General features: G+C 65.7%; 23 protein-coding genes and 1 tRNA gene. 17 read left to right on the top strand and 7 right to left on the bottom strand.

What is annotated here, in order from left to right:
• Nucleotides 1–15: 15 nt before the first annotated feature.
• On the bottom strand, nt 16–1,815 hold the full coding sequence (locus ABL840_RS17340) for an extracellular solute-binding protein (RefSeq protein WP_093302893.1): 1,800 nt from the start codon (nt 1,813–1,815) through the stop codon (nt 16–18).
• A gap of 37 nt (nt 1,816–1,852) precedes the next feature.
• Here ABL840_RS17340 and fabI point away from each other — a divergent pair, with 37 nt between their 5' ends.
• On the top strand, nt 1,853–2,635 hold the full coding sequence (fabI, locus tag ABL840_RS17335; RefSeq protein WP_093302890.1) for an enoyl-ACP reductase FabI: 783 nt from the start codon (nt 1,853–1,855) through the stop codon (nt 2,633–2,635).
• A gap of 67 nt (nt 2,636–2,702) precedes the next feature.
• Nucleotides 2,703–3,545, top strand: coding sequence for a DNA ligase (locus tag ABL840_RS17330; RefSeq protein ID WP_093302888.1), 843 nt, complete (start codon nt 2,703–2,705; stop codon nt 3,543–3,545).
• A 71-nt stretch (nt 3,546–3,616) separates the two neighbouring features.
• Here the strand turns inward: ABL840_RS17330 and ABL840_RS17325 are convergent, their stop codons facing one another.
• On the bottom strand, nt 3,617–5,926 hold the full coding sequence (locus ABL840_RS17325; protein WP_093195324.1) for an arginine/lysine/ornithine decarboxylase: 2,310 nt from the start codon (nt 5,924–5,926) through the stop codon (nt 3,617–3,619).
• A gap of 216 nt (nt 5,927–6,142) precedes the next feature.
• Between ABL840_RS17325 and ABL840_RS17320 the strand changes: the two genes are divergently transcribed.
• The 6 genes from ABL840_RS17320 to ABL840_RS17295 all read left to right on the top strand — a co-directional run bounded on the left by ABL840_RS17320 (nt 6,143) and on the right by ABL840_RS17295 (nt 9,128).
• On the top strand, nt 6,143–6,568 hold the full coding sequence (locus tag ABL840_RS17320) for an NfeD family protein (RefSeq protein ID WP_093195325.1): 426 nt from the start codon (nt 6,143–6,145) through the stop codon (nt 6,566–6,568).
• A gap of 40 nt (nt 6,569–6,608) precedes the next feature.
• On the top strand, nt 6,609–7,553 hold the full coding sequence (locus ABL840_RS17315; RefSeq protein WP_093195326.1) for an SPFH domain-containing protein: 945 nt from the start codon (nt 6,609–6,611) through the stop codon (nt 7,551–7,553).
• Between the two features lie 25 nt (nt 7,554–7,578).
• Nucleotides 7,579–7,669 (top strand) — tRNA-Ser (locus ABL840_RS17310).
• Between the two features lie 120 nt (nt 7,670–7,789).
• Entirely contained in the window at nt 7,790–8,179 is a 390-nt protein-coding gene (locus ABL840_RS17305; RefSeq protein ID WP_093302885.1) for a hypothetical protein, read from the top strand.
• Between the two features lie 184 nt (nt 8,180–8,363).
• On the top strand, nt 8,364–8,648 hold the full coding sequence (locus tag ABL840_RS17300; RefSeq protein WP_240652021.1) for a hypothetical protein: 285 nt from the start codon (nt 8,364–8,366) through the stop codon (nt 8,646–8,648).
• A gap of 90 nt (nt 8,649–8,738) precedes the next feature.
• On the top strand, nt 8,739–9,128 hold the full coding sequence (locus ABL840_RS17295) for a response regulator (protein WP_093195328.1): 390 nt from the start codon (nt 8,739–8,741) through the stop codon (nt 9,126–9,128).
• Nucleotides 9,129–9,196: 68 nt separating this feature from the next.
• On the opposite strand, the gene ABL840_RS17290 is transcribed toward ABL840_RS17295, so the two are convergent.
• From ABL840_RS17290 to ABL840_RS17275, 4 genes are all read right to left on the bottom strand, one after another.
• The gene (locus tag ABL840_RS17290) at nt 9,197–10,414 is read right to left on the bottom strand and encodes a branched-chain amino acid ABC transporter substrate-binding protein (protein ID WP_093195329.1); all 1,218 of its coding nucleotides are present in this window, start codon (nt 10,412–10,414) and stop codon (nt 9,197–9,199) included.
• Nucleotides 10,415–10,552: 138 nt separating this feature from the next.
• On the bottom strand, nt 10,553–10,948 hold the full coding sequence (locus ABL840_RS17285; protein ID WP_093195330.1) for a hypothetical protein: 396 nt from the start codon (nt 10,946–10,948) through the stop codon (nt 10,553–10,555).
• 1 nt (nt 10,949) lies between these two features.
• Nucleotides 10,950–11,390: a DNA polymerase III subunit chi gene (locus tag ABL840_RS17280; RefSeq protein ID WP_093195331.1), complete on the bottom strand. Its 441-nt coding sequence runs from the start codon at nt 11,388–11,390 to the stop codon at nt 10,950–10,952.
• Nucleotides 11,387–12,907, bottom strand: coding sequence for a leucyl aminopeptidase (locus tag ABL840_RS17275; RefSeq protein ID WP_093302881.1), 1,521 nt, complete (start codon nt 12,905–12,907; stop codon nt 11,387–11,389). The genes ABL840_RS17280 and ABL840_RS17275 overlap by 4 nt, the downstream gene beginning before the upstream one ends.
• 21 nt (nt 12,908–12,928) lie before the next feature.
• Here ABL840_RS17275 and lptF point away from each other — a divergent pair, with 21 nt between their 5' ends.
• The 8 genes from lptF (at nt 12,929) to ABL840_RS17235 (ending at nt 18,964) form a co-directional block, all read left to right on the top strand.
• Nucleotides 12,929–14,053, top strand: a complete 1,125-nt coding sequence (lptF, locus tag ABL840_RS17270; protein ID WP_093302878.1) for an LPS export ABC transporter permease LptF — start codon at nt 12,929–12,931, stop codon at nt 14,051–14,053.
• Entirely contained in the window at nt 14,050–15,162 is a 1,113-nt protein-coding gene (gene lptG / locus ABL840_RS17265) for an LPS export ABC transporter permease LptG (RefSeq protein ID WP_093195334.1), read from the top strand. Before lptF ends, lptG begins: the two co-directional genes overlap by 4 nt.
• Nucleotides 15,159–15,521, top strand: a complete 363-nt coding sequence (locus ABL840_RS17260; RefSeq protein WP_093195335.1) for a sirohydrochlorin chelatase — start codon at nt 15,159–15,161, stop codon at nt 15,519–15,521. The genes lptG and ABL840_RS17260 overlap by 4 nt, the downstream gene beginning before the upstream one ends.
• Before the next feature lie 63 nt (nt 15,522–15,584).
• Nucleotides 15,585–16,526 carry a CysB family HTH-type transcriptional regulator gene (locus ABL840_RS17255; RefSeq protein WP_093195336.1) on the top strand — a complete coding sequence of 314 codons (942 nt, stop codon included), beginning with the start codon at nt 15,585–15,587 and terminating at the stop codon, nt 16,524–16,526.
• Between the two features lie 144 nt (nt 16,527–16,670).
• A complete protein-coding gene (locus ABL840_RS17250; RefSeq protein WP_093302876.1) occupies nt 16,671–17,840 on the top strand; it encodes a pyridoxal phosphate-dependent aminotransferase in 1,170 nt (389 codons plus the stop codon).
• A 22-nt stretch (nt 17,841–17,862) separates the two neighbouring features.
• Nucleotides 17,863–18,258 (top strand): rard protein, encoded by a 396-nt coding sequence (locus ABL840_RS17245; RefSeq protein WP_093302873.1) that lies wholly within the window; start codon nt 17,863–17,865, stop codon nt 18,256–18,258.
• Nucleotides 18,255–18,707, top strand: a complete 453-nt coding sequence (locus ABL840_RS17240) for a DUF3592 domain-containing protein (protein WP_093302870.1) — start codon at nt 18,255–18,257, stop codon at nt 18,705–18,707. Before ABL840_RS17245 ends, ABL840_RS17240 begins: the two co-directional genes overlap by 4 nt.
• A 98-nt stretch (nt 18,708–18,805) precedes the next feature.
• Entirely contained in the window at nt 18,806–18,964 is a 159-nt protein-coding gene (locus ABL840_RS17235; RefSeq protein ID WP_093195340.1) for a DUF3309 family protein, read from the top strand.
• Between the two features lie 80 nt (nt 18,965–19,044).
• Here the strand turns inward: ABL840_RS17235 and hrpA are convergent, their stop codons facing one another.
• Nucleotides 19,045–22,833, bottom strand: coding sequence for an ATP-dependent RNA helicase HrpA (gene hrpA / locus ABL840_RS17230; RefSeq protein WP_256228042.1), 3,789 nt, complete (start codon nt 22,831–22,833; stop codon nt 19,045–19,047).
• Here hrpA and ABL840_RS17225 point away from each other — a divergent pair.
• Complete coding sequence (locus tag ABL840_RS17225) at nt 22,823–23,020, top strand: hypothetical protein (protein ID WP_176947487.1); 198 nt, start codon at nt 22,823–22,825, stop codon at nt 23,018–23,020. The genes hrpA and ABL840_RS17225 overlap by 11 nt on opposite strands.
• The last annotated feature ends 222 nt before the right edge of the window (nt 23,021–23,242 follow it).

Here is a 23,242-nt window from a genome sequence, read left to right as displayed (position 1 = left end):
CATGCCTGATCTTGCCTACTTGTTCGCGGGCGAAGCCCACCAAGTCGAAACCGCCCAATCGTCGGCCTGGTAGTACAGCGGAATCGTCGGCGGCAACACGAACGGACGGGGCCGGTAACCGATCAGGAAGGTGTTGCTGTTGTACTGAGGAATCGAGTAATAGCCATGCGAGAGCACCCTGTCCAACACGCGCATGGCCGTGGCGAGTTCGGGACGCGTAGTGGCCGCGACCACCTTGCCCACGATCGCATCGACGGCCGGGTCCGACACGCCCCAGAGATTGAAAGACCCCGGGGTGGCTGCCGCCTTGGAGCCGAACAGCTCGAGCAGCTCTCCACCCGGCGCGTTGCTGCCCGGAAGACGCAGCGAGGTCATCTCGAAATCGAAGTTTTGCATGCGCTGCTGCGACAGCGAGAAGTCGACATTGCGGAACGTCATCTCGATGCCGAGCTTCCGAAGCGCCGTCTGCATCGGCGTGACCACCCGAACCAATGAGGGCTGATCGTTGAGGAATTCGATCGTGAATGGCTCGCCTTCGGTATTACGCAGCGCTCCATCGCGGTAGGTCCAGCCCGCCTCGGCCAGCAGCGCACTGGCCTTGCGCAGGTTCTCGCGCAGGCTGCCAGGCGGGGCGGTGTTCGGCGGAATCGGAGCCGGACCGAAAACATCCGGCCGCAGCTTCGATCGCAGCGGCTCCAACAGTGCCAGTTCGTCAGGCTTGGGCAGACCCTCGGCATGGAACTCGCTGTTCGGGAAATAGCCCTGCACGCGCGTGTAGAGGCCGTAGAACAGCTGTCGGTTGAGCCATTCGAAGTCCATCGCCAGGCCAATGGCCTGCCGCACGCGGATGTCCTTGAACTTCTCCTTGCGGGTATTGAACACATAGCCCTGGAAATCGCCAGGGTTGTGGTTCTCGAAGGCCCGCTTGACGAGTTCGCCACTGTCGAACTGCTTGCCCGTGTACTGGCGGGCCCAGTTGCGCGAGCTGAATTCGCGCATGAAGTCGAACTCTCCGGCCTTGAGTCCCTCGAAACGCGAAGTCTCGTCGAGGTAGACCTTGAAGGTGACGCGATCGAAGTTGAACTGACCCTTGCGAACCGGGAGATCCACCCCCCAGTAGTTCGGGTCGCGTACATAGGTAATGTCGCGGCCCAGACGGTTGCTGGCGGGCCGATAAGGGCCCGATGCGACGGGCAGGTCTGTTGTGATTTGATCGAAGGGCTTTCCGCCACCCCAGGTGCGGCTGAAGATCGCCATGCCTCCCACGACCAGTGGCAGTTCGCGGTTCGGACTGGCGAAATCGAAGCGCACGGAGCGCTCGCTGACCGCAGTGGCCTTCTTGACCTCGGCGTAGATCGTCCGATACTGCGGCGCCGCCAGCTTGCCGGTGAGCGTTTCGAACGAATACACCACGTCGGCCGCCAGCACCGGCGTGCCATTGTTGAATTTCGCCTTGGGATTGAGGCGGAAGGTCGCCGATAGGCGGTCGGGAGCAACCTCCACGTCCTCGGCCAGCAGGCCGTAGGCGGTGGTCGGCTCCTCGAAATTTCCCGTGAGCAGGCTCTCGAACATCAACGTGGCGATATCCGAGGGAGCTGTCCCCTTGAGCGTGAACGGATTGAACTTGTCGAAGTTGGTGGGCCGCGTGGGCGGCACCAGCCGGATCTCCCCCCCCTTGGGCGCACCTGGATTCACGTATTCGAAATGCGTGAACCCCGCCGGGTACTTGATGTCCCCGAACTGCGCATAGGCATGAGCAGCCCATGAGGGGGCTGCCGAGAGCGCCAACGTCATCCAAAGCAGCCAACCTCGCATGCGAGAATTCTGCCCAAGATTTTCACAAGGCAACCTCATGGGCTTTCTTTCGGGCAAGAAACTGCTGATCACCGGTGTATTGAGCAATCGCTCCATTGCTTATGGCATTGCCAAGGCCTGTCACGACCAGGGCGCGGAACTCGCCTTCAGCTATGTCGGCGAGCGATTCAAGGACCGTATCACCGAATATGCCGCAGACTTCGGCTCGAAGCTCATTTTCGACTGCGACGTGAGCGACGATGCGCAGATCGACAAGCTCTTCGCCGATCTCTCGCAGGCCTGGCCCAAATTCGACGGCTTCGTGCACAGCATCGGCTTCGCTCCGCGCGAGGCCATCGCGGGCGACTTCCTCGACGGGCTCTCGCGCGAAGGCTTCAAGGTCGCGCACGACATCAGCGCATACAGCTTCCCGGCCATGGCCAAGGCGGCCCTGCCCTATCTCAACGACAAGTCGGCCCTGCTCACGCTGACCTACCTGGGCGCCGAGCGTGCCCTGCCCAACTACAACACCATGGGCCTGGCCAAGGCCTCGCTCGAAGCCTCGGTTCGCTACACGGCCGCCTCGCTCGGCCCCAAGGGCATGCGCGTGAACGGCATCAGCGCGGGCCCCATCAAGACGCTGGCTGCCAGCGGCATCAAGGGCTTCGGCAAAATGCTGGCGGCGGTGGCCGACGCATCGCCGATCCGCCGCAACGTGACCATCGAGGAAGTCGGCAACGTCGCCGCCTTCCTGCTGAGCGACCTGGCCAGCGGCGTGACGGCCGAGATCACCTACGTGGACGGCGGCTTCAGCAACGTGGTCGGCGGAATGGCCGAATAACCCCGCCGACGCCTGCTGCGCCACGGCCGCTCGAGCGGCCTTTTTTCGCTATTCATTTCATAGCAACGTGCTGAACCGCCGCTCCCTGCTGCTCGCCGCCTTCGGCCTGGCCATCGCGCCGGCTGTGCTCGCGCGCGAGTCCGCGCCATCACTCATGCTGGCCGAGACATACCGCCCAGGCATGTCGCTGGCGGACTACTGGGTGAGCGAGAAGTACGACGGCGTGCGCGCCTACTGGGACGGCCAGCAGCTCTGGACGCGCGGCGGCGAGAAGATCGTCGCGCCGGCATGGTTCACCACCCCGCTGCCGAAACGGCCGCTCGACGGCGAACTCTGGGCGGGTCGGGGCCGGTTCTCGCACGCGGTGTCGACGGCACGCAACCAGACGCCCAACGACATCGCGTGGCACGAGATGCGCTTCATGGTGTTCGACCTGCCCACGCAGCCCGGCGATTTCACGGCGCGGCTGGCGGCCCTGCGCAAGCTGCTGCCCGTCACCGGCGCACCGTGGGTCGTGCCGGTGCCGCAGGAGCGCGCGACCACGCACGAGGCGCTGCAGGCGCTGCTCGACAAGACGATGAAGATGGGTGGCGAAGGCCTGATGCTGCACCGCGGCGCTTCGCTCTACAAGGGCGAGCGCAGCAACGACCTGCTCAAGGTCAAGCCCTACGAGGATGCCGAAGCCCGGGTGATCGAGCATGTGCCCGGCAAGGGCAGGCATGGCTCCCGGCTGGGCGCGCTGGTGGTCGAGACGCCCGACGGCAAGCGCTTCAGGCTTGGCACCGGCCTCACCGACGCCGAGCGCGAAAACCCGCCCGCCATCGGCACCTGGGTGACCTACCGCTACAACGGACTCACCGCCAAGGGCCTGCCCCGCTTCGCGCGCTTCATGCGGGTGCGCGAGGGCTGATCGATCGACCCGATCGACTGACCGACCGGGCCGGTATCGGCCCTTCAGCCCACCTCAGCCCCGCTGACCGGTTACTTCGATTCCTTGACGCAGTCCGCGTAGTAGCGCTTCTTGCCCGTCTCGTCGACGCGCGCCACCAGGCCGTGGATGTCGGTCTCGAAGCCCGGGCACTGCGTGTTGAACTCGCGCGAGAACTTGAGGTAGTCGACGATCTTCTTGTTGAACACCTCGCCCGGGATCAGCAGCGGAATGCCCGGCGGGTACGGCGTGATCAGGCTGGTGGTGATGCGGCCCTCGAGGTCGTCGATTTCCACGCGCTCGGTCTTGCGGTGCGCGATGTGGGCGAAGGCGTCGCTGGGCTTCATGGCCGGCGTCAGGTCGCTCAGGTACATCTCGGTCGTGAGGCGGGCCACGTCGTAGCGCGCGTACAGCTGGTGGATGTGGTGGCAAAGGTCGCGCAGGCCCAGGCGCTCGTAGCCGGGGTGCTGCTGGCAGAACTCCGGCAGGATGCGCCACATCGGCTGGTTGCGCGCGTAGTCGTCCTTGAACTGCTGCAGCGCCGTCAGCAGCGTGTTCCAGCGGCCCTTGGTGATGCCGATGGTGAACATGATGAAGAAGCTGTAGAGGCCCGTCTTCTCCACGATCACGCCGTGCTCGGCGAGGAACTTGGTCACCACGCTGGCCGGAATGCCGGTCTCGGCGAAGTTGCCTTCGAGGTCGAGGCCCGGCGTGACGATGGTCGACTTGATCGGGTCGAGCATGTTGAAGCCGTCGGCCAGTTCGCCGAAGCCGTGCCAGTTGCGCGGCGAATTCTTGCCCTTGCTCTTGCCCTTGGGCTGGCCGTTCTTCTCGCCGTGCATGATCCAGTCTTCCGCACGGCCGATGCCCTCCTCTACGAGCTTTTCGGGGCCCCAGACCTTGAACCACCACTCGTCCTTGCCGAACTCGTCCTCGACCTTGCGCATGGCGCGACGGAAGTCCAGCGCCTCGAGGATGCTCTCCTCCACCAGGGCGGTGCCGCCGGGCGGCTCCATCATGGCGGCGGCCACGTCGCAGCTCGCGATGATCGCGTACTGCGGGCTGGTCGACGAGTGCATCAGGTAGGCCTCGTTGAAGAGGTCGCGGTCGAGCTGGCGGTTCTGCGAGTCCTGCACCAGCACATGGCTGGCCTGGCTGATGCCGGCGAGCAGCTTGTGGGTGGACTGCGTCGCGAACACCAGCGATTCCTTCGGGCGCACGCGACGCTTGCCCATCGCGTGGTAGGCGCCGTAGAACGGGTGAAAGGCCGCGTGCGGCAGCCAAGCCTCGTCGAAGTGCAACGTGTCGACATAGCCGTCGAGCATGTTCTTGATGGTCTCGGTGTTGTAGATCACGCCGTCGTAGGTCGACTGCGTGAGCGTCATCACGCGCGGTTTGACCTTGTCGGCATCCACGTCGGCCAGCAGCGGGTTGGCCTTGATCTTGGCCTTGATGGCGCTCTGCTCGAACTCGCTCTTCGGAATGGGTCCGATGATGCCGAAGTGGTTGCGCGTGGGCTTCATGAACACCGGAATCGCGCCGGTCATGATGATCGCGTGCAGGATCGACTTGTGGCAGTTGCGGTCGACCACCACCACGTCGCCCGGCGCCACCGTGTGGTGCCACACCATCTTGTTGCTGGTGCTGGTGCCGTTGGTCACGAAGAAGCAGTGGTCGGCGTTGAAGATGCGCGCCGCGTTGCGCTCGCTGGCCGCCACCGGGCCGGTGTGGTCGAGCAGCTGACCCAGCTCTTCCACCGCGTTGCAGACGTCGGCGCGCAGCATGTTCTCGCCGAAGAACTGGTGGAACATCTGACCCACCGGGCTCTTCAGGAACGCCACGCCGCCCGAGTGGCCCGGGCAGTGCCAGGAGTACGAACCGTCTTCCGCGTAGTCGATCAGCGCCTTGAAGAACGGCGGCTGCACGCTCTCGAGGTAGCTCTTGGCCTCGCGGATGATGTGGCGCGCCACGAACTCGGGCGTGTCCTCGAACATGTGGATGAAGCCGTGCAGCTCGCGCAGGATGTCGTTCGGCAGGTGGCGCGAGGTCTTGGTCTCGCCGTAGATGTAGATCGGCACGTCGGCGTTCTTGCGCCGGACTTCGCCGATGAAGGTGCGCAGGTTCAACACGGCCGGATCGAGGTCGGGGCCGATGGTGAACTCCTCGTCGTCGATCGACAGGATGAAGGCGCTGGCACGGCTTTGCTGCTGGGCGAACTGGCTCAGGTCGCCGTAGCTGGTGACGCCCAGCACCTCGAAACCCTCCGTCTCGATGGCCTGCGCGAGCGCGCGGATGCCGAGACCCGAAGTGTTTTCGGAGCGGAAGTCCTCGTCGATGATGACGATGGGAAAGCGGAATTTCATGAGCGGGGCTCCGGACAGGCAGACAGACAGCAATGTGGCGAGGCGCGAAGTGTACGGAATTCGGATGACGGATCCGGTCAGCTTCGCGCAAGCCATCCGGAGCAGTCAGGCAAGGCCTCTTTTGCAGTCTCCGGCACAGTACCCCTACGCACGGCAAGCGCTTGAAGCGAATGCATCAGAATGGCGCGCATCGAACAAGTAACAAGAGGAGTCGACATGGCGAATTCCACTGTCTGGTGGCTGATTGCGGGGGCGGCCATCGTGGTCGAGCTGCTCTCGGGCACCGTCTATCTTCTCCTGCTGGCAGCCGGTTTCGCGGCCGCGGCCATCGCGGCGCACCTGGGCTTCGGCACCGTCACCCAACTCATCGTGGCCGCCGTCATCGGCGTGGGGGCCGTGCTGGTCTGGTACACGATCCAGCGCAAGCGCCCTCCCGCCCCGCCCACCGAAGCCAACCGCGACGTGAACCTCGACATCGGCGAGACCGTGCAGGTCGATGCCTGGAATCCCGACGGCACGGCGACGGTGCGCTATCGCGGCGCGCAATGGACCGTGATCCAGCGCGCGGGCCGCACGCCCTCCACCGGCGAGCACCGCGTGGTCGAGGTGGTCGGCAGCAGGCTGGTGGTCGACAAGGTTTAGTCAGTCCGTCGTAGGTAGAACTCAGAAAAGGAAGCGCACCATGGAATTCTCGGTACCTCTCATCATCCTGGTCATCGCGATCATCTTCATCAGCCAGTCGGTCAAGTTCGTGCCGCAGCAGAACGCCTGGATCCGCGAGCGACTGGGCAAGTACCACGGCACGATGACGCCCGGCCCCAACTTCCTGATCCCGTTCATCGACCGGGTGGCCTACAAGCACAGCCTGAAGGAAATCCCGCTCGACGTGCCGAGCCAGATCTGCATCACGCGCGACAACACGCAGCTGCAGGTCGACGGCATCCTGTACTTCCAGGTCACCGACCCGATGCGCGCCAGCTACGGCTCGTCGAACTACATCGTGGCCGTGACCCAGCTCGCGCAGACCTCCCTGCGCAGCGTGATCGGCAAGCTGGAGCTCGACAAGACCTTCGAGGAGCGCGACGTCATCAATGCCCAGGTGGTGGCTGCGATCGACGAGGCGGCGCTCAACTGGGGCGTGAAGGTGCTGCGCTACGAGATCAAGGACCTGACCCCGCCGAAGGAAATCCTGCAGGCGATGCAGCGCCAGATCACCGCCGAGCGCGAAAAGCGCGCGCTGATCGCCGCCTCCGAAGGCCGCCGCCAGGAGCAGATCAACATCGCCACCGGCGAGCGCGAGGCCTTCATCGCCCGCTCCGAGGGCGAGAAGCAGGCGCAGATCAACAACGCCCAGGGTGAAGCTGCCGCCATCACGGCGGTGGCCACGGCAACGGCGGACGCCATCGAGCGCGTGGCGGCCGCCATCCGCCAGCCCGGCGGCGAACAGGCCGTGCAGCTCAAGGTGGCCGAGCGCGCCGTCGACGCCTACGGCAAGGTCGCGGCCGACTCCAAGACCACGCTGATCGTGCCCAGCAACATGACCGAAACCGCCACGCTCATCGCTTCGGCGATGCGGATGGTGCAGGCCGGCAAGTCTTCGGTGCAAGGTCAGGCAAATCAGGGCTGAACTGACTGCTACAATCGTGGGCTCAGGAGCGGTGGATGAGCGGTTTAAGTCGCACGCCTGGAAAGCGTGTGAGGGTTAATAGCCCTCCGCGGGTTCGAATCCCGCCTGCTCCGCCAGAGATTGATTGTTCGTAACCGTTCACGGACAAGCAGACGATCAGAAAAGCCCGAGTTGCCACAAGCACTTGGGCTTTTTTCTGCCCGAGACAGAACAACCAGAAATTCGAGGAGAAACGCATGCAAAAAATCACCCTGCCTGTCGCGCTATCCGCTCTGCTCGTGTTGGCGGGATGCGGAAACGCCCCCACTACCGCAAGCCGCCCTGACCAGTTCAGCATCGTCTCGGAAGGCCGCTACGACGTCACCCACCAATCGTTGATGGTCGACTGCGTTTTCGACGGCTTTCTCTCCGTGCAGGAGCAGGCCATGGCAACGCATGTCCGCCAGGTGAAGCGCGCTGATGGTTGGCGTATCGATGTGATTGCTGGTGCGTTCCAATACCTCGTCGTCGACATGCGTGACGACGGCACGTTCAAGTTGATCCGCAACAAGGCCGCGGTGCTCGTACCCTTGTCGAAGGACGAGGCCGCCGCTACGGCGTGCCTGAACAAGTTCCCTGCCAAGTAGATCGCCCGTCGCTGAGTTGGAGTTGCAATAACGCAACTACCCATTTCTCCACCAAGCGCCTCCTCGTGGCAGTACGATCAAAAGGTCTTACTTTTGCCCGCAAAGGAACCCGATGGCCGGAAAACCGGAAAACCAGTCTCGAGGCACGACACCGCTGGACCGAACCCTGAAAAAGAGCGAACAGGTGGCGGCGGATGTTCAGCGGGCGTCGGACAACCTCGCCGTGGTGAACACGGTGCTCGAGCAGGAGCTGCCCGAGGAAGTGCAGGTCGGCGAGGTGGCGCAGGCCATCGAGCACACCAGCCAACTCGAGGAAAAGCTGGCCAAGTCGGCCGAGAAGCTCGCCGAGGTCAACGCCGCGCTGAGCGAGGAAATCGAGAAGCGCCTCGAGGTGACAGCCGAACGAGACGAAAGCCAGGCGCTGGCCGAGAAGCTCAAGGCGAAGATCCGCGCAGAAGGCGCGGACTGACCTCGCACCGGACCGCGTCCGTATCCCTTCTCCTACGCCGGGCGGGCGTCAGGCACGCTACGCTATTCGTTCTCAAAGCGAAACCACGGCATGGCCCTCATCACGTTCCTCGTCGAGGACAACAAGACCATCAGGGACAACCTGGTCCCGGCACTGGAGGATCTGGTCAACGGCCGGGTGGTCGGCTTCGCCGAAACCGAGACGGAAGCCCTGGCGTGGCTCGCCGAACACCCTGATGGCTGGCAACTGCTGATAGTCGATCTCTTCCTGAAGGAAGGCTCCGGCCTCGGCGTTCTCGGCGGCTGCAGGGACCGCAAGCCCAGCCAGCGGGTGGTGGTGCTCAGCAACTACGTGACGGCGGACATCAGGGCGCGCTGCACTGCGCTAGGCGCGGATGCGGTGTTCGACAAGTCGCGCGACCTCGATGCGTTCATCGAGTACTGCAACGCCAACCGCCCCTCGGGCCTTGCGCCGCTCTGACCGCCTGCCATTGAAGCAGGCATGAAAAAAGGGCCCGAAGGCCCTTTTCTCTTTTGTGCCGGAGCGAATCAGCGCACCACGGCGATCTGCGTACGCGCACCACCCTTGTAGGTGTACAGCGTCAGCGCGCCGTTCTTGATGTCGCCCTTCTCGTCGAAGGCGATCGGGCCGGTCACGCCCTTGTATTGCACCTTGCCGACTTCGGGCAGGTACTTGGCGGGGTCGGACGAACCGGCCTTCACCATGGCTTCGGCCAGCACGTTGACCGCGTCGTACACGTACGGTGCATAGATCTGCACTTCGACGCCGTTCTTGGTCTTGAACTTGGCCTTGAAGTCTTCCAGCGGCTGCTTGAAGTCGCCGTCCACGCCGCCAGCTTCCGCGCACACCACCATGTCTTCGCCGATGGCATCGCCAGCCAGCTTCGGCAGCTCGCCGGTGCACAGGCCGTCGCCGCCCATGAACTTGACGTTCAGGCCCAGCTGCTTGACCTGCTTGAGCATCGGGCCGCCGACGGCGTCCATGCCGCCGAAGAACAGCACGTCGGGCTTGGCAGCCTTCAGCTTGGTCAGGATGGCGTTGAAGTCGGTCGACTTGTCGGTGGTGAATTCGTGACCCACGATGGTGGCGCCAGCAGCCTTGGCCGCCTTCTCGAACTCTTCGGCGACGCCCTGGCCGTAGGCGGTGCGGTCGTCGATCACGGCGATGTTCTTGCCCTTGAGCGTTTCGACGGCGTACTTGCCCAGCGTGCCGCCGAGCTGCGTGTCGTCAGCCACCACGCGGAACGTGGTCTTGAAGCCCTGGCGCGTGTACTTCGGGTTGGTTGCCGAAGGCGAGATCTGGGGAATGCCGGCGTCGCTATACAGCTTCGAGGCGGGGATGGTGGTGCCCGAATTCAGGTGACCGACCACGCCGTTGACCTTTTCGTCCACGAGCTTCTGGGCAACGGCCGTGCCTTGCTTCGGATCGCCTGCGTCGTCTTCGGCGACCAGTTCGAACTTGGCAACCTTGTCGCCAACCTTGAGGCCCTTTGCATTCAGGTCTTCGATGGCCATCTTGGCGCCGAACTCGTTGTCCTTGCCGAGGTGGGCAATGGGACCGCTGGTAGGTGCCACGTGACCGATCTTGATGACCAGGGTGTCTCCGGCAGGTGCGGGTGCAGGTGCAGCCGCCGGGGCCGCGGCCGTTGGCGCGGGCGCTGCAGCGGGAGCAGCAGCTTCTTCCTTCTTGCCGCAAGCCACGAGCGTGATTGCAGCCAGTGCGACCGCAGTCCATTTCAATTGCATGGGAACCTCCAGAACTTGGATGAAAAGAATAAAAAACACCGGTCGTACGATCCGGGCGCGCAGACCTCGCAAGTTTCGCGCCGCAGACCAGCGGCACCCTCACGCCCTTCCGACCTGCGGCGCAGTTTAGCCCAGTATTCAGGCCCCGGAAGCTGGCGTAGACCCGGTGTTTTCGCTGAGTTCGGCGGCCATTGCCTCGATCACAAGCGCGCGTAAAACGGCCTCGATTTCATTGCGCAGACGCGGCACCATCGCATCGAGCTGATGCTGAACGGCAGCTGACACGGTGTCGCTCAAACGCTCTTCCAGCGACAGGTCGACGCGCTGCAGCACGCGATGAAGCAACTGCTCTTCGAGGCTGACGATTTCCGCCTGCGAGAGCTGCGCGGCCGGAGGCAATGCCATCGAACTCGCCGGGTCCGGCTGAGGCGCCTGCGCGACCTGCGGCTCGGGACTCGCGGGCTCCGCAGGAACCTCGAGCACCGTCGTCAGCGTGGGAACGAACCGGGGCGGTGTGCGCAGCGTGCTGGCCATGTCAGGAACTCTTTGCGAAGTCGTGCGGCTGGATGGTGTAGCCACGATCGGCATAGTGACGCCAGCGAGAGCGGCCGACCTGGCGGTCGTTGGCCTCGTCGCTCACGATGTCGATCATGCGTTCGTAGCGCTCGAAGCCCGCAGGCACTTCGAGGCCCAGGTTCACCAGCATCTCGCGGTGCGGCAGCGAGGCCGCATCGGCTCCCTGCGCCGACAGCACCACGGGCGAGCGCGCGACGACGTGGGCCGGCGCGTCGTCGCGGCAATGCGCGACGAAGTCCACCGGCGAGAGCTGCCAGAGCGCCGCATCCACCGCGTCGAGCGAGCGCGCATCACCCACCACCACCACGCGCAGGCCACGCGTGTTCACGGCCTTGCGAACCAGCCGGCAGGCGTAGTTCAGCTTGTCGCGCGCGTTGTAGTGAAAGCCGATTTCCGTCACTTCGCGGACCGTGCCTTCTTGCCCGCGGCCTCGGCGGCCTTGGCCTTCCTGGGCTTCGCCTTGCCCGATGCGTCGCCGCTGCCCGCGCGGCTCGTCAGGTAGGACACCAGCAGGCCCACCGGACGGCCAGTCGAGCCCTTGGCCGCCCCGCTCTTCCAGGCGGTCCCGGCGATGTCAAGGTGCGCCCAGGCGAAGTCACTGGTGAAGCGTTGCAGGAACTTCGCCGCGGTGATGGCGCCGCCCGCGCGGCCGGCGATATTGGCCACGTCGGCGAAGTTGCTCTTCAGCCCTTCGGCGTAGTCGTCGTCCAGCGGCATGCGCCAGCAGCGATCCTGCGAGGTTTCTCCGGCGGCTTCGAGCGCGGCGGCGAGCGTGTCGTCGCTGGCGAACAGTCCGCTGCGCACGCCGCCCAGCGCGATCACGCAGGCGCCCGTCAGCGTGGCGATGTCGATCACTGCGGCCGGCTCGAAGCGCTTGGCGTAGGTCAGCGCGTCGCACAGGATGAGCCGGCCCTCGGCGTCGGTGTTGAGCACCTCGATGGTCTGGCCGCTCATGCTGGTCACCACGTCGCCCGGCTTCACCGAGCGGCCGTCGTTCATGTTCTCGCACGAGGGAATGAGACCGACGACGTTGATGGCGGGTTGGATGTCGCCCAGCGCGCGGAAGGTGCCGAGCACGCTGGCCGCGCCGCACATGTCGAACTTCATCTCGTCCATCTCGGCAGCCGGCTTGAGCGAGACGCCGCCGGTGTCGAAGGTGATGCCCTTGCCGACCAGCACCACCGGCGCCTGGTCCTTGGGAGCCCCGTGGTAGCGCAGCACGATGAAGCGCAGCGGCTCGGCCGAGCCCTGGGCCACGGCGGCGAAGGAGCCCATGCCGAGCTTCTCGACTTCCTTCGGGCCCAGCACTTCGCACTTGATGTTCGGGAGCTTCGCCAGCTCCTTGGCGGCCTCGCCCAGCAGCGTGGGGGTAGCGTGGTTGGCGGGCCGGTTGCCCCATTCCTTGGCCAGTTCGATGCCCCGGACGGTGGCACGGGCCTGGTCGAACGCGCCGGCGATCGCGGCGGCATCGGCCACGCCGACGGTCAGCTGGCGGATGCTGCGGGGTTCGGCCTTCGACTTGGTGGTGGTGTAGGCATAGCTGGCTTCGGCCGCCGCCGTGACGGCGCAAGCCACCGCAGCGCCGTCGGCGGGCTGCGCGAACACCAGGGTCACACGCTTGGGCGCCTGGGCCTTGGCCGCGTTGATCGCCGCGACGACGCCCGTGCGCACCGAGGCCGGCTTGCCGTCGCCGATGGCGGCGAGCACCACGCGGGCGGCCACGACGTCTTCCGGACGGTAGAGCGCGAGCAGCTTGCCGGCCTTGTCGGGCAGGTCGCCGGCCTTGCGGGCACTGGCGGCAAGCACCGAAAGCGGGTCTTTGGAGGCGGGAGGAGCGCTGCCGACGAGCACGATCAGGACATCGGATTTCTCGGCTGCGGCCTGGGAAACGGTGAGGGTCTTGAGTTGAAAGTCCATAATCCTTTTTTTCCTCGAACGATGTTATTCCATTCTTCCCTACGCAAGGAGCTGTCCCGCAGCTTCGGAGCGACCCTCGTGGTACTGGTCACCATCGTGATGACCATGATGCTCATCCGCACCCTCGGGCTCGCGTCCAAGGGCAGTGTGAACCCGCAGGAGGTGTTCCTGGTCATGACCTACACGGTGCTCGGCTACATGCCGACCATCCTGAGTCTGAGCCTGTTCATCGCCATCGTCGGCACCCTCTCGCGCATGTACCGCGACAGCGAGATGGTCATCTGGTTCTCCAGCGGGCGCGGCCTGGCCGACTTCGTCAAGCCGCTGTTCCGCTTCGCCTGGCCGGTGCTGATCCTGATCGCCGTGATGGCGCTGGTGGGCTGGCCCTGGGCCAACTCGCAGACCATCGGCATGCGCAAGCAGTACGAGCAGCGCAGCGACATCGAGCGCGTGGCGCCGGGTGAGTTCCGCGAATCCGCCGGCCGGGTGCGCGTGTTCTTCATCGACAAGGAGACGCCGGACAACTCCAAGGCCACCAACGTCTTCATCTGGTCGATCGAGCGCAACATGCAGATCACCACCTCGGCGCGCAGTGGCAGCATCGAGAACATCGGCGATTCGCGCTACCTGCTGCTCAACAACGGCCAGCGTCTCGAGCAGCCGATGGCGGCCACCGGCCTGAAGATCAGCGAGTTCAAGACCTACGGCACCCGCGCCGGCGGCAACTCCGGCCTGGTCAACGACGCGACGCCGCCGCGCGCGCGCACGACGCTGTCCCTGCTGACCGACTCCGGCGCCCCCAGCCGCGGCGAACTGGCCTGGCGCATCGGCATGCTGCTGGCGGCCGTCAACTTCGTGCTGCTGGCGCTGAACGTGTCCAGCGCCAACCCGCGCGTCGGCCGCAGCGGCAACCTGCTGCTCGCGCTGTTCGCCTTCGTCGTCTACTACAACATGCTCAACCTGGGCCAGAGCTGGATCAGCTCGGGCAAGTACGGCATGGGCGGCTTCATGCTGATGCTGCACGGCGGCGTGCTGCTGATCAACCTGGCATGGCTCGGCGCCCGTCAGAACAACTGGGGCCGGCGGATCAGGTCGAACCCGTCGACTCGCGCCGTGTCGCCCACACCCAAGATCGAACCCACGTGAAAACGATAAGACGCCTGATCTACGTCGAGGTGCTCAAGGCCGTCGCGTTCGTGACGCTCGGCTTCCTGTGCCTCTTCTTCTTCTTCGACTTCGTCGACGAACTGCAGTCCATCGGCAAGCCCGACAGCCTGAACTACGGGCCCGCGCAGGCGCTGGTCTACGTGACCCTGCTGGTCCCGAGCCATCTCTACGAACTGCTGCCGATCACCGTGCTGATCGGCTCGATCTTCGTCATGGCCCGGCTGGCGCAGAGCTCCGAATACACCATCCTGCGCACCAGCGGACTGGGTCCCTGGCGCGCGCTGCGCACCCTGCTGCTGCTGGGCATCGGCTTCGTGGTGCTGACCTTCGCCATCGGCGACTACGTGGCACCGGCTTCCGAGCGCACGGGCCAGCTGCTCAAGGCCAGGTACCAGGGCACCTACTCGCTGGCCGGCAACACGGGCGCCTGGCTCAAGGAAAAGCGGGACAACGCCTCCTACGCCGTGAACGTGCTGGCCATCGACCGCAAGGGCGCGCTGAAGAACCCGCGCATCTTCGAGTTCGACGACAACGGCTACATCAAGACCCAGATCGTCGCCGCCTCGGCCACCATCGGCAACGACGGCCACTGGCTGCTCACCGACGTCGCCGAGCAGAAGTACGACACCCGCAGCTCGGCGGAGCAGGCGCACATCGTCACCACCAAGATCCCTCAGGTGAACTGGCCGACCTCGCTGACCGGGGAAATGGTGTCGGTCGCGCTGCTGCGCCCCGACCGGATGAGCACGATCGACCTGTTCGACTACATCCGCCACCTCGACGCCAACGGCCAGACCGCGCAGCGCTACGAGATCGAGTTCTGGCGCAAGGTGTTCTACCCGCTGTCGTGCCTGGTGATGGTGGTGCTCGCCCTGCCCTTCGCCTACCTGCACTTCCGCCAGGCCGGCATCACCACCTACGTGTTCGGCGGCGTGATGATCGGCATCAGCTTCTTCCTGCTGAACAACGTGTTCGGCTACCTGGGCAATCTCAGCAACTGGTCGCCCTGGCTCACGGCGGCGGCACCCGGGATGATCTATTCGGTGATGTCGCTCACGGCCTTCAGCTGGCTCGTGCTGCGACGATGACGCGGGGCATCGTCCTGCTGGCGCACGGCTCGCGCGACGAGCGTTGGCGCCAGCCCATCGAGGCCGTTGCCGCGCGGGTGCTCGCCGACGAGCCCGATGCCCGCGTGGCCTGCGCCTACATGGAACTGGCCGAGCCCGACCTGCCCACGGCCGTGGCAACGCTGGTTGCCGGTGGTGCCACCGCCATCCGCGTCGTTCCTCTCTTCCTCGGCATGGGCAAGCACGCCCGCGAAGACCTGCCGCACCAACTCGATGCGCTGCGCCAGCGCTGGCCGGCCATCGGCTTCACGCTCGCGCGGATCGTGGGTGAAGAGCCCGAACTGGTCGATCTCCTGGCAAGGATTGCGGTCAAATCCTGAACATCCGGCAATTTCAATAGATTCTGAAGGCATAATGAATTCCGCAATAAGACGGAATTTGATATGAATCTGCATCAGTTCAAGTTTGTTCAGGAAGCCGTGCGGCGCAACCTGAACCTCACCGAGGCGGCCAAGGCGCTGCACACCTCGCAGCCCGGTGTATCCAAGGCCATCATCGAACTCGAGGAAGAACTGGGCGTCGAGATCTTCGCGCGCCACGGCAAGCGGCTGAAGCGCGTCACCGAGCCGGGCCAGCACGTCATCGCCAGCATCGAGCTGATCATGCGCGAGGTGGGCAACCTCAAGCGCATCGGCGAGCAGTTCAGCGCCCAGGACAGCGGTACCCTCTCCATCGCCACCACCCACACCCAGGCGCGCTACGTGCTGCCGGTGCCCGTGGCCAACCTGCGCGAGGCGTATCCCAAGGTCAACGTGAGCCTGCACCAGGGCTCGCCCGACCAGGTGGCACGCATGGTGATCGACGAGATCGCCGAGATCGGCATCGCCACCGAGTCGCTCGACGGCTACGCCGAGCTGGTAACCCTGCCCTGCTACGAATGGCAGCACGTGCTGGTGCTCCCCAAGGACCACCCGCTGGCCTCCAAGGAGCGCATCTCGCTGGAAGACCTGGCGAGCGAGCCGATCATCACGTACCACCCGTCGTTCACCGGCCGCACGCGCATCGACCACGCATTCGCACAGAAGAAGCTCACGCCGCGCATCGCGCTCGAAGCCATCGACTCGGACGTGATCAAGACCTACGTGCGCCTCGGGCTGGGCGTGGGCATCGTGGCCGAGATGGCCGTGCGCGACGAGTCGAATGCCGACCTCGTGGTGCGCCCGATGGGCCATGTGTTCGGCCAGAATATCGCGCGGGTCGCGTTCAAGCGCAGCGCCTATCTGCGCAACTTCGTCTTCAAGTTCGCGGAGCTGCTCTCCGACCGCCTCGACCGCAACCTGATCGCCAAGGCCCTGAGCGGCCACCAACAAGACTACGAGCTGTAAACAGGATCACCCCCAGGCTTCGCGCACTTCGTGTCGCTTCGCCCCCCACCTGCGGCCCGGCAAAGCCGGTTCCGCGGTGTTTCTGGAAGAGGCGGCGACGAGCAAGTGGCATGCAGAACAACAGTTGAAGAAATCACGAACATCATGAGCACGCCACCACGCACACCCGAAGTCGGCACCAAGCTGCCGGCCGTCGGCACCACCATCTTCACCGTGATGTCGGCGCTGGCCGCCGAGAAGAACGCGGTCAACCTGGGCCAGGGCTTCCCCGATTTCAACTGCGACCCGAAGCTGCTCGAGGACGTGACGGCCGCGATGGCGGCAGGCCACAACCAGTACCCGCCGATGCCGGGCATTCCGGCGCTGCGCGAAGCCATCGCGGCCAAGATCTCGGCGCAGTACGGCCATCATGACTACAGCCCGGCCACGGAGATCACCGTCACAGCCGGCGCCACGCAGGCGATCATCACGGCCATCCTCGCGGTGGTGCGTCCGGGCGACGAGGTGATCGTGCTCGAGCCCTGCTACGACAGCTACGTGCCCAACATCGAGCTGGCCGGCGGCAGCGTGGTGCGGGTGCCGCTGGTGCCGGGCACTTTCCGCCCCGATTTCGACAAGATCGCCGCCGCGCTCACGACTCGCACGCGCGCCATCATCATCAACACGCCGCACAACCCGAGTGCCACGGTCTGGACCGAAGCCGAGATGCGGCGGCTCGAGGAGCTGCTCGCGCCCACCGACGTGTTCGTCATCAGCGACGAGGTCTACGAGCACATGGTGTTCGACGCCGCCCGCCACGAGAGCGTGGCGCGCTTCCCGGGCCTGGCCGCGCGCAGCTTCATCGTCAGCAGCTTCGGCAAGACCTATCACGTCACCGGCTGGAAGGTCGGCTACGTGGCCGCGCCGGCCCCGCTGATGGCCGAGTTCCGCAAGGTGCACCAGTTCAACGTGTTCACCGTGAACACGCCGATGCAGCACGCGCTCGCGCAATACATGGCCGAGCCGAAGCCCTACCTCGAGCTGCCGGCCTTCTACCAGCGCAAGCGCGACCTGTTCGCCGCGGGCCTGGCCGAGAAGACCCGCTTCAGGCTGCTGCGCAGCGAGGGCAGCTACTTCCAGTGCGTCGACATCTCGGAGGTGAGCGACCTGTCCGAGGCCGAGTTCTGCCTGTGGCTCACGCGCGAGATCGGCGTGGCCGCCATTCCGCTGTCGGCCTTCTACGGCAACGGCTTCGACCAGCGGGTGGTGCGCTTCTGCTTCGCCAAGAAGGACGAGACGCTGCTGGCCGCGCTGGACCGCCTGGCGCGGCTCTGAGGGCCGCACGCTCGGCAACCGGATGGCCATCGCGATGAACAGGCCGCGCCGGGTGCTTCTTGCACTGGCGCTCTCGTTCGTCGTGGCGGGCGTGCTCTCGCCGATCGTGCCGTCGATGGCCGGCAAGCCGTACTCGGTGATCGACGTGGTCCACAGCCTGCTCATCGGGGCCCTCTGCTACACGTGGTGCCGGGCAGACGGCCTGGAGCGCGGCGTGCTGCCGCCGGGACGCTCGGCGCTGCTGGCCGGCCTGTTCCCGCCGTTGGGGGTGCCCCTCTATTTCTTCCGCACCCGGCCCATCGCCAGGGCGTTCGTCGCCACTCTTGGCGCGATCGGCTTCCTGGTCGTGTGCACCGTGCTGTCCGGCCTCTGCGCCATCGCCACCGCCGCACTGTTCGGAAAGCCCCTGCCCGAATGAAGAACCCGGTCACGATCCTGAGGCTCGTTTTCGGTGCAGTGGCCGTGGTGCTGTGCAGCGTCGCCTGGCTGCTGCACCACAACACGACTTCCTTCATCGCATCGGCAAGCCGCACGCAGGGTGAAGTGATGCGGCTGCTCTACGTGGAAAGCTCGAAGCGCAACGAATCGGGCACCTGGAAGCCGCTGGTGCGCTTCAAGGCGCCGTCGGGCGAGATCATCGAGTTCGCGCCCTCGAACAGCAGCAGCCCGCCTTCCTACGAAGTGGGCGAGACGGTGAACGTCTTCTTCGACCCGGAGAATCCGCAGGACGCCCGTCTCGACAGCTTCTTCTCGCTGTGGGGCGGCGCGACCATCACGGGCGGCCTGGGCCTTGTTTTCCTGCTGGTGACGGCGGGACTGCTGTTCATGCCTGCGAGCACACCGGCAAAGCGCCGACGCCCACGGTAGGACGTTGCCTGACCACCGGAGGGGCTACCCTCCGGCCTCCCACGCGACACGACAGGACGAGCATGAAAGCTCATCACAACAACGCCCTGGAGACAAACATGTCGCTCTCGTTCATTCTGCTGATCGTCCTGATCCTGCTGCTGATCGGCGCACTGCCAAGCTGGGGCTACAGCCGCGCGTGGGGCTACGGGCCCAGTGGCGGCCTTGGCCTGGTCGTGCTGATCGTGGTGATCCTCGTGCTCATGGGGCGCATATAGGCCTTGCGACCATCGCGCCCCGAACACGAAAAAGGAAAAGCCCGCGCGAGCGGGCTTTTCTTCGTCCGGCAAACCCGTCGTCAGGCCTGCAGCTGCGCCCAGGCCTTGTCGAGCCGCTTCACGCTCACAGGCTGCGGCGTGCGCAACTCCTGCGCGAAGAAGCTCACGCGCAACTCCTCCAGCAGCCAGCGGAATTCGAGCATGCGTTCGTCCACCACGCCCTTGCGCTCGGCCACCAGCCGCCAGTAGCGCTGGTCCTGCGGCTTCAGCTCGGCCAACTTGCCGGCGTCGCGCGCCGGGTCCGCGCGCAGCTTGTCGAGCCGCAGCACGATCGCCTTCAGATACCGCGCGAAATGCTGCAGCTGCGTCCACGGCGCCTCGGCGATGAAGCGCTTGCCGACAAGGCGCTGAAGCTGCTGCGCGGCATCCTGCACGGCGTCGGGCTGGATCTTGGTGTCCTTGATCTTGCGCGCGGCTGCGGCGTACTCGACGAGGATGGCCGACGCGAGCCGCGCCACCTCGTTGGCGATCAGCGTGAGGCGGCCACGGCCCTCCTCCAGCCGGCGCTTGAACGCGAACTCGTCTGTCGGCAGCGGCTCCTGCAGGAAGGCCCGGTCGATCGCCACGTCGATGATCTGGGCGCGCAGCTCCTCCGAGGTGCCCAGCGGCATATAGGCCACCGACATCTTCTGCAGGTCGGGGATGTTCTTCTCGAGGTACTTGAGCGCGTCCTTGAGCTGCAGCGCGAACAGGCGGCGCAGCCCGGCCCGATGCTTCGCAGCAGCCACGGCGGGCTCGTCGAACACCTCGATGGTCACGGCGTCGCCTTCGTCGCGCAACGCCGGAAAGCCGATCAGCGACTGCGATCCGCGACGCACTTCCATCAGCTCGGGCAGCTCGCCGAAGGTCCAGGCCGTGTAGCGCTGGCCGGCCGGCAGCGCGGCGGGCGCGGGTGCATCCGCCGCCTTCGAGGACTGCTTCGGGCGGTCATCCGGCGCAGCGCCGGCTGCCTTCTTCTCCGGCGACGCCTTGACGTTCAGCCCCGCCAGCGCCTGGAAGGCCCCTCGAGCCTGCGCACCCAGCTCGGCCTTCAGCGCACCTAGGTTGCGCCCCATGCCCAGCTGCCGGCCATGCTCGTCGATCACGCGCAGGTTCATGAACAGGTGCGGCGCCAGCATGTCGAGCTTGAAGTCGGCGCGCTTGACGTCGATGCTGGTCATGTCGCGCACGCGCTTGAGCAGCACGTCGGTCAGCGAGCCGGTGCCGAACAGTTCGGGCACGGACAGCTCTTCCGCCAGCTTCGAGGCCGACTCGGGCAGCGGCACCAGCCGCGAACGCGGGCGCTGCGGCAGGCTCTTGAGCAGCGCCTGGATCTTGTCCTTGAGCATGCCCGTCACCAGCCACTCGCAGCGCTCCTCGCTCACCTGGTTGAGCACGAAGAGCGGCACGCTGACGGTGAGGCCGTCCTTCGCGTCGCCGGGCTCGTGCAGGTAGCTCGCGGCGCAATCGACGCCGCCGAGCCGCAGCGTCGGCGGGAATGATTGCGTGGTGATACCCGCCGCCTGGTGGCGCATGAGCTCGTCGCGCGTCAGGAACAGCAGGCGCGGCTGCTCCTTCGACGCCTGGCGGTACCAGTTCTCGAAGCTGGTGCCGCTGGCCACGTCGGCGGGCAGCTGTGCGTCGTAGAAGGCGAAGATCAGTTCGTCGTCGACCAGCACGTCCTGCCGGCGCGACTTGTGCTCCAGCCCTTCCACCTCGCGCACCAGCTTGCGGTTGGCCTGCAAAAACGGGAACCGGCTTTCCCACTGGCCGCCGACCAGCGCCTCGCGGATGAAGATCTCGCGCGCGGCGACCGGGTCGACACGCGTGAAGTCGACGCGCCGGCCGCTGTACACCACGAGCCCATAGAGCGTCGCGCGCTCCAGCGCCGACACCTGCGCGCCCTTCTTCTCCCAGTGCGGATCGAGCAGCTGCTTCTTCAGCAGGTGCCCCGCCACCTGCTCGAGCCACTGTGGCTCGATGTTGGCGATGCCGCGCCCGAAGAGCCGCGTGGTCTCGACCAGCTCGGCCGCAACGATCCAGCGCCCGGGCTTCTTCTTCAGATGCGCGCCGGGGTGCCGGTAGAACTTGATGCCGCGGGCACCGAGGTAGGCCTCGTCGTCCTCCAGCTTCCAGCCGATGTTGCCCAGCAGGCCCGACAGCATCGACATGTGCAGCGCCTCGTAGCCCGCGGGCTCGGCGTTGATGCGCCACTTGTGCTCGGTGACCACGGTGAGCAGCTGCGAATGGATGTCGCGCCATTCGCGCACGCGGCGGATGTTGATGAAGTTCTGCCGCAGCAGCTGTTCGTACTGGCGGTTGCTGAGCTTGTGGGTGTCGCCATGGCCGCCGCGCGCGTCGGCGATCCACTTCCACAGCCGCAGGTAGCCGCTGAACTCGCTCTTCTCGTCGTCGAACTTCGAGTGCGCCTGGTCGGCCTGCTGCTGCGCGTCCATCGGGCGGTCGCGCACGTCCTGCACGCTGAGGGCCGAGGCGATGATGAGCACTTCTTCGAGCGCGCTGCGCGAGCGGGCTTCGAGAATCATTCGGCCCACGCGCGGGTCGAGCGGCAGCTTCGACAGCTCGGCGCCGGTGTGCGTGAGCTCGTTGGCGTCGTCGACCGCGCCCAGCTCGTTGAGCAGCTGGTAGCCATCGGCGATGGCGCGCGGCGACGGCGCCTCCAGGAACGGGAAGCGCGCCACATCGCCCAGGCGCAGCGACTTCATGCGCAGGATCACGCCCGCCAGCGAGGAGCGAAGGATCTCGGGGTCGGTGAAGCGCGGGCGGCCCTCGAAGTCCTTCTCGTCGTAGAGCCGGATGCAGATGCCATTCGCCACCCGGCCGCAGCGGCCCGCGCGCTGGTTGGCGGCCGCCTGGCTGATCGGCTCTACCAGCAGCTGCTCGACCTTGCTGCGGAAGCTGTAGCGCTTGACGCGCGCCGTGCCCGTATCGATAACGTAGCGGATGCCCGGCACCGTGAGCGAGGTCTCGGCCACGTTGGTTGCGAGCACGATGCGGCGGCCCGTGTGGCCGTCGAAGATGCGGTCCTGCTCGGGGCCCGACAGCCGCGCGAACAGCGGCAGCACTTCGGCGCTGCGCAGCAGCGGCTGGTGACTCAGGTGACGGCGCAGATGGTCGGCCGCCTCGCGGATCTCGCGCTCGCCGGGCAGGAAGACGAGGATGTCGCCCGCGTTGTGCGGATCGCGCCAGAGCTCGTCGACCGCGTCGGCGATGGCGTCGTTCAGGTCGTGCTCGCGCGATTCCTCGAAGGGCCGGTAGCGCTGCTCCACCGGGTAGGTGCGACCCGAGACGAAGATGGTGGGCGCCGGGCCTTTCGCCGAGGCGAAGTGCTGCGCGAAGCGGTCGGCGTCGATGGTGGCCGAGGTGACGATGACTTTCAGGTCAGGCCTGCGCGGCAGGATCTCACGCAGGTAGCCCAGCAGGAAGTCGATGTTCAGCGAGCGCTCGTGGGCCTCGTCGATGATGAGCGTGTCGTAGGCCTTCAGCAGCGGATCGGTCTGCGTCTCGGCCAGCAGGATGCCGTCGGTCATCAGCTTGACGGAGGCGTCGCGTGACAGGCGGTCCTGGAAGCGCACCTTGAAGCCGACCACGTCGCCCAGCGGCGTCTTCAGCTCTTCGGCGATGCGCTTGGCCACCGAGCTCGCGGCGATGCGGCGCGGCTGCGTGTGGCCGATGAGCCGGCCCTTGCCCGGCTCGGCATTGAGCTTGCCGCGGCCCAGCGCGAGGGCGATCTTCGGCAGTTGCGTGGTCTTGCCCGAGCCCGTCTCGCCGCAGACGATCACGACCTGGTGCGCCGAGATGGCGGCCATGATCTCGTCGCGCCTGCTCGATACAGGAAGCGATTCGGGAAATTCGATGCGAAGTGGTGTGGTGGTCGTCAAGGGAAAACAGTCGTCGGGCCGGCGCGGCGGGCAAACCGTCGATTATCGGCGCGCACCGCGCCTGTTGCACGGCATCCACATCGCGCGGTTTCGTTGCAACACGATCCGTAAATAGTCTTTACTCAATTGCAAACCGCCACTACGATCGCGTCCATGTCCTATCGCCTTGCCCCCATCACCTTGCGCCGTCGCTGCGCAAGCCGTGCGCCCAGTGCGCACGGGCGGGTCAAGTTGCCTCGTCCTGCCTGACCGAAGCTTCGCGCACGTTCGCGCGCTTCGGACACAGAAGCGCCGCAACCGACACCCACAGCGTCCCGACAGCCGACTCCTTCATGCC

The sequence above is a fragment of the Variovorax sp. NFACC27 genome, from assembly GCF_048301545.1.
Taxonomy (GTDB): domain Bacteria; phylum Pseudomonadota; class Gammaproteobacteria; order Burkholderiales; family Burkholderiaceae_C; genus Variovorax; species Variovorax gossypii.
The sequence above is the reverse complement of the archived record's forward strand: the minus strand, read 5'-3'. Positions and strand labels throughout refer to the sequence as shown.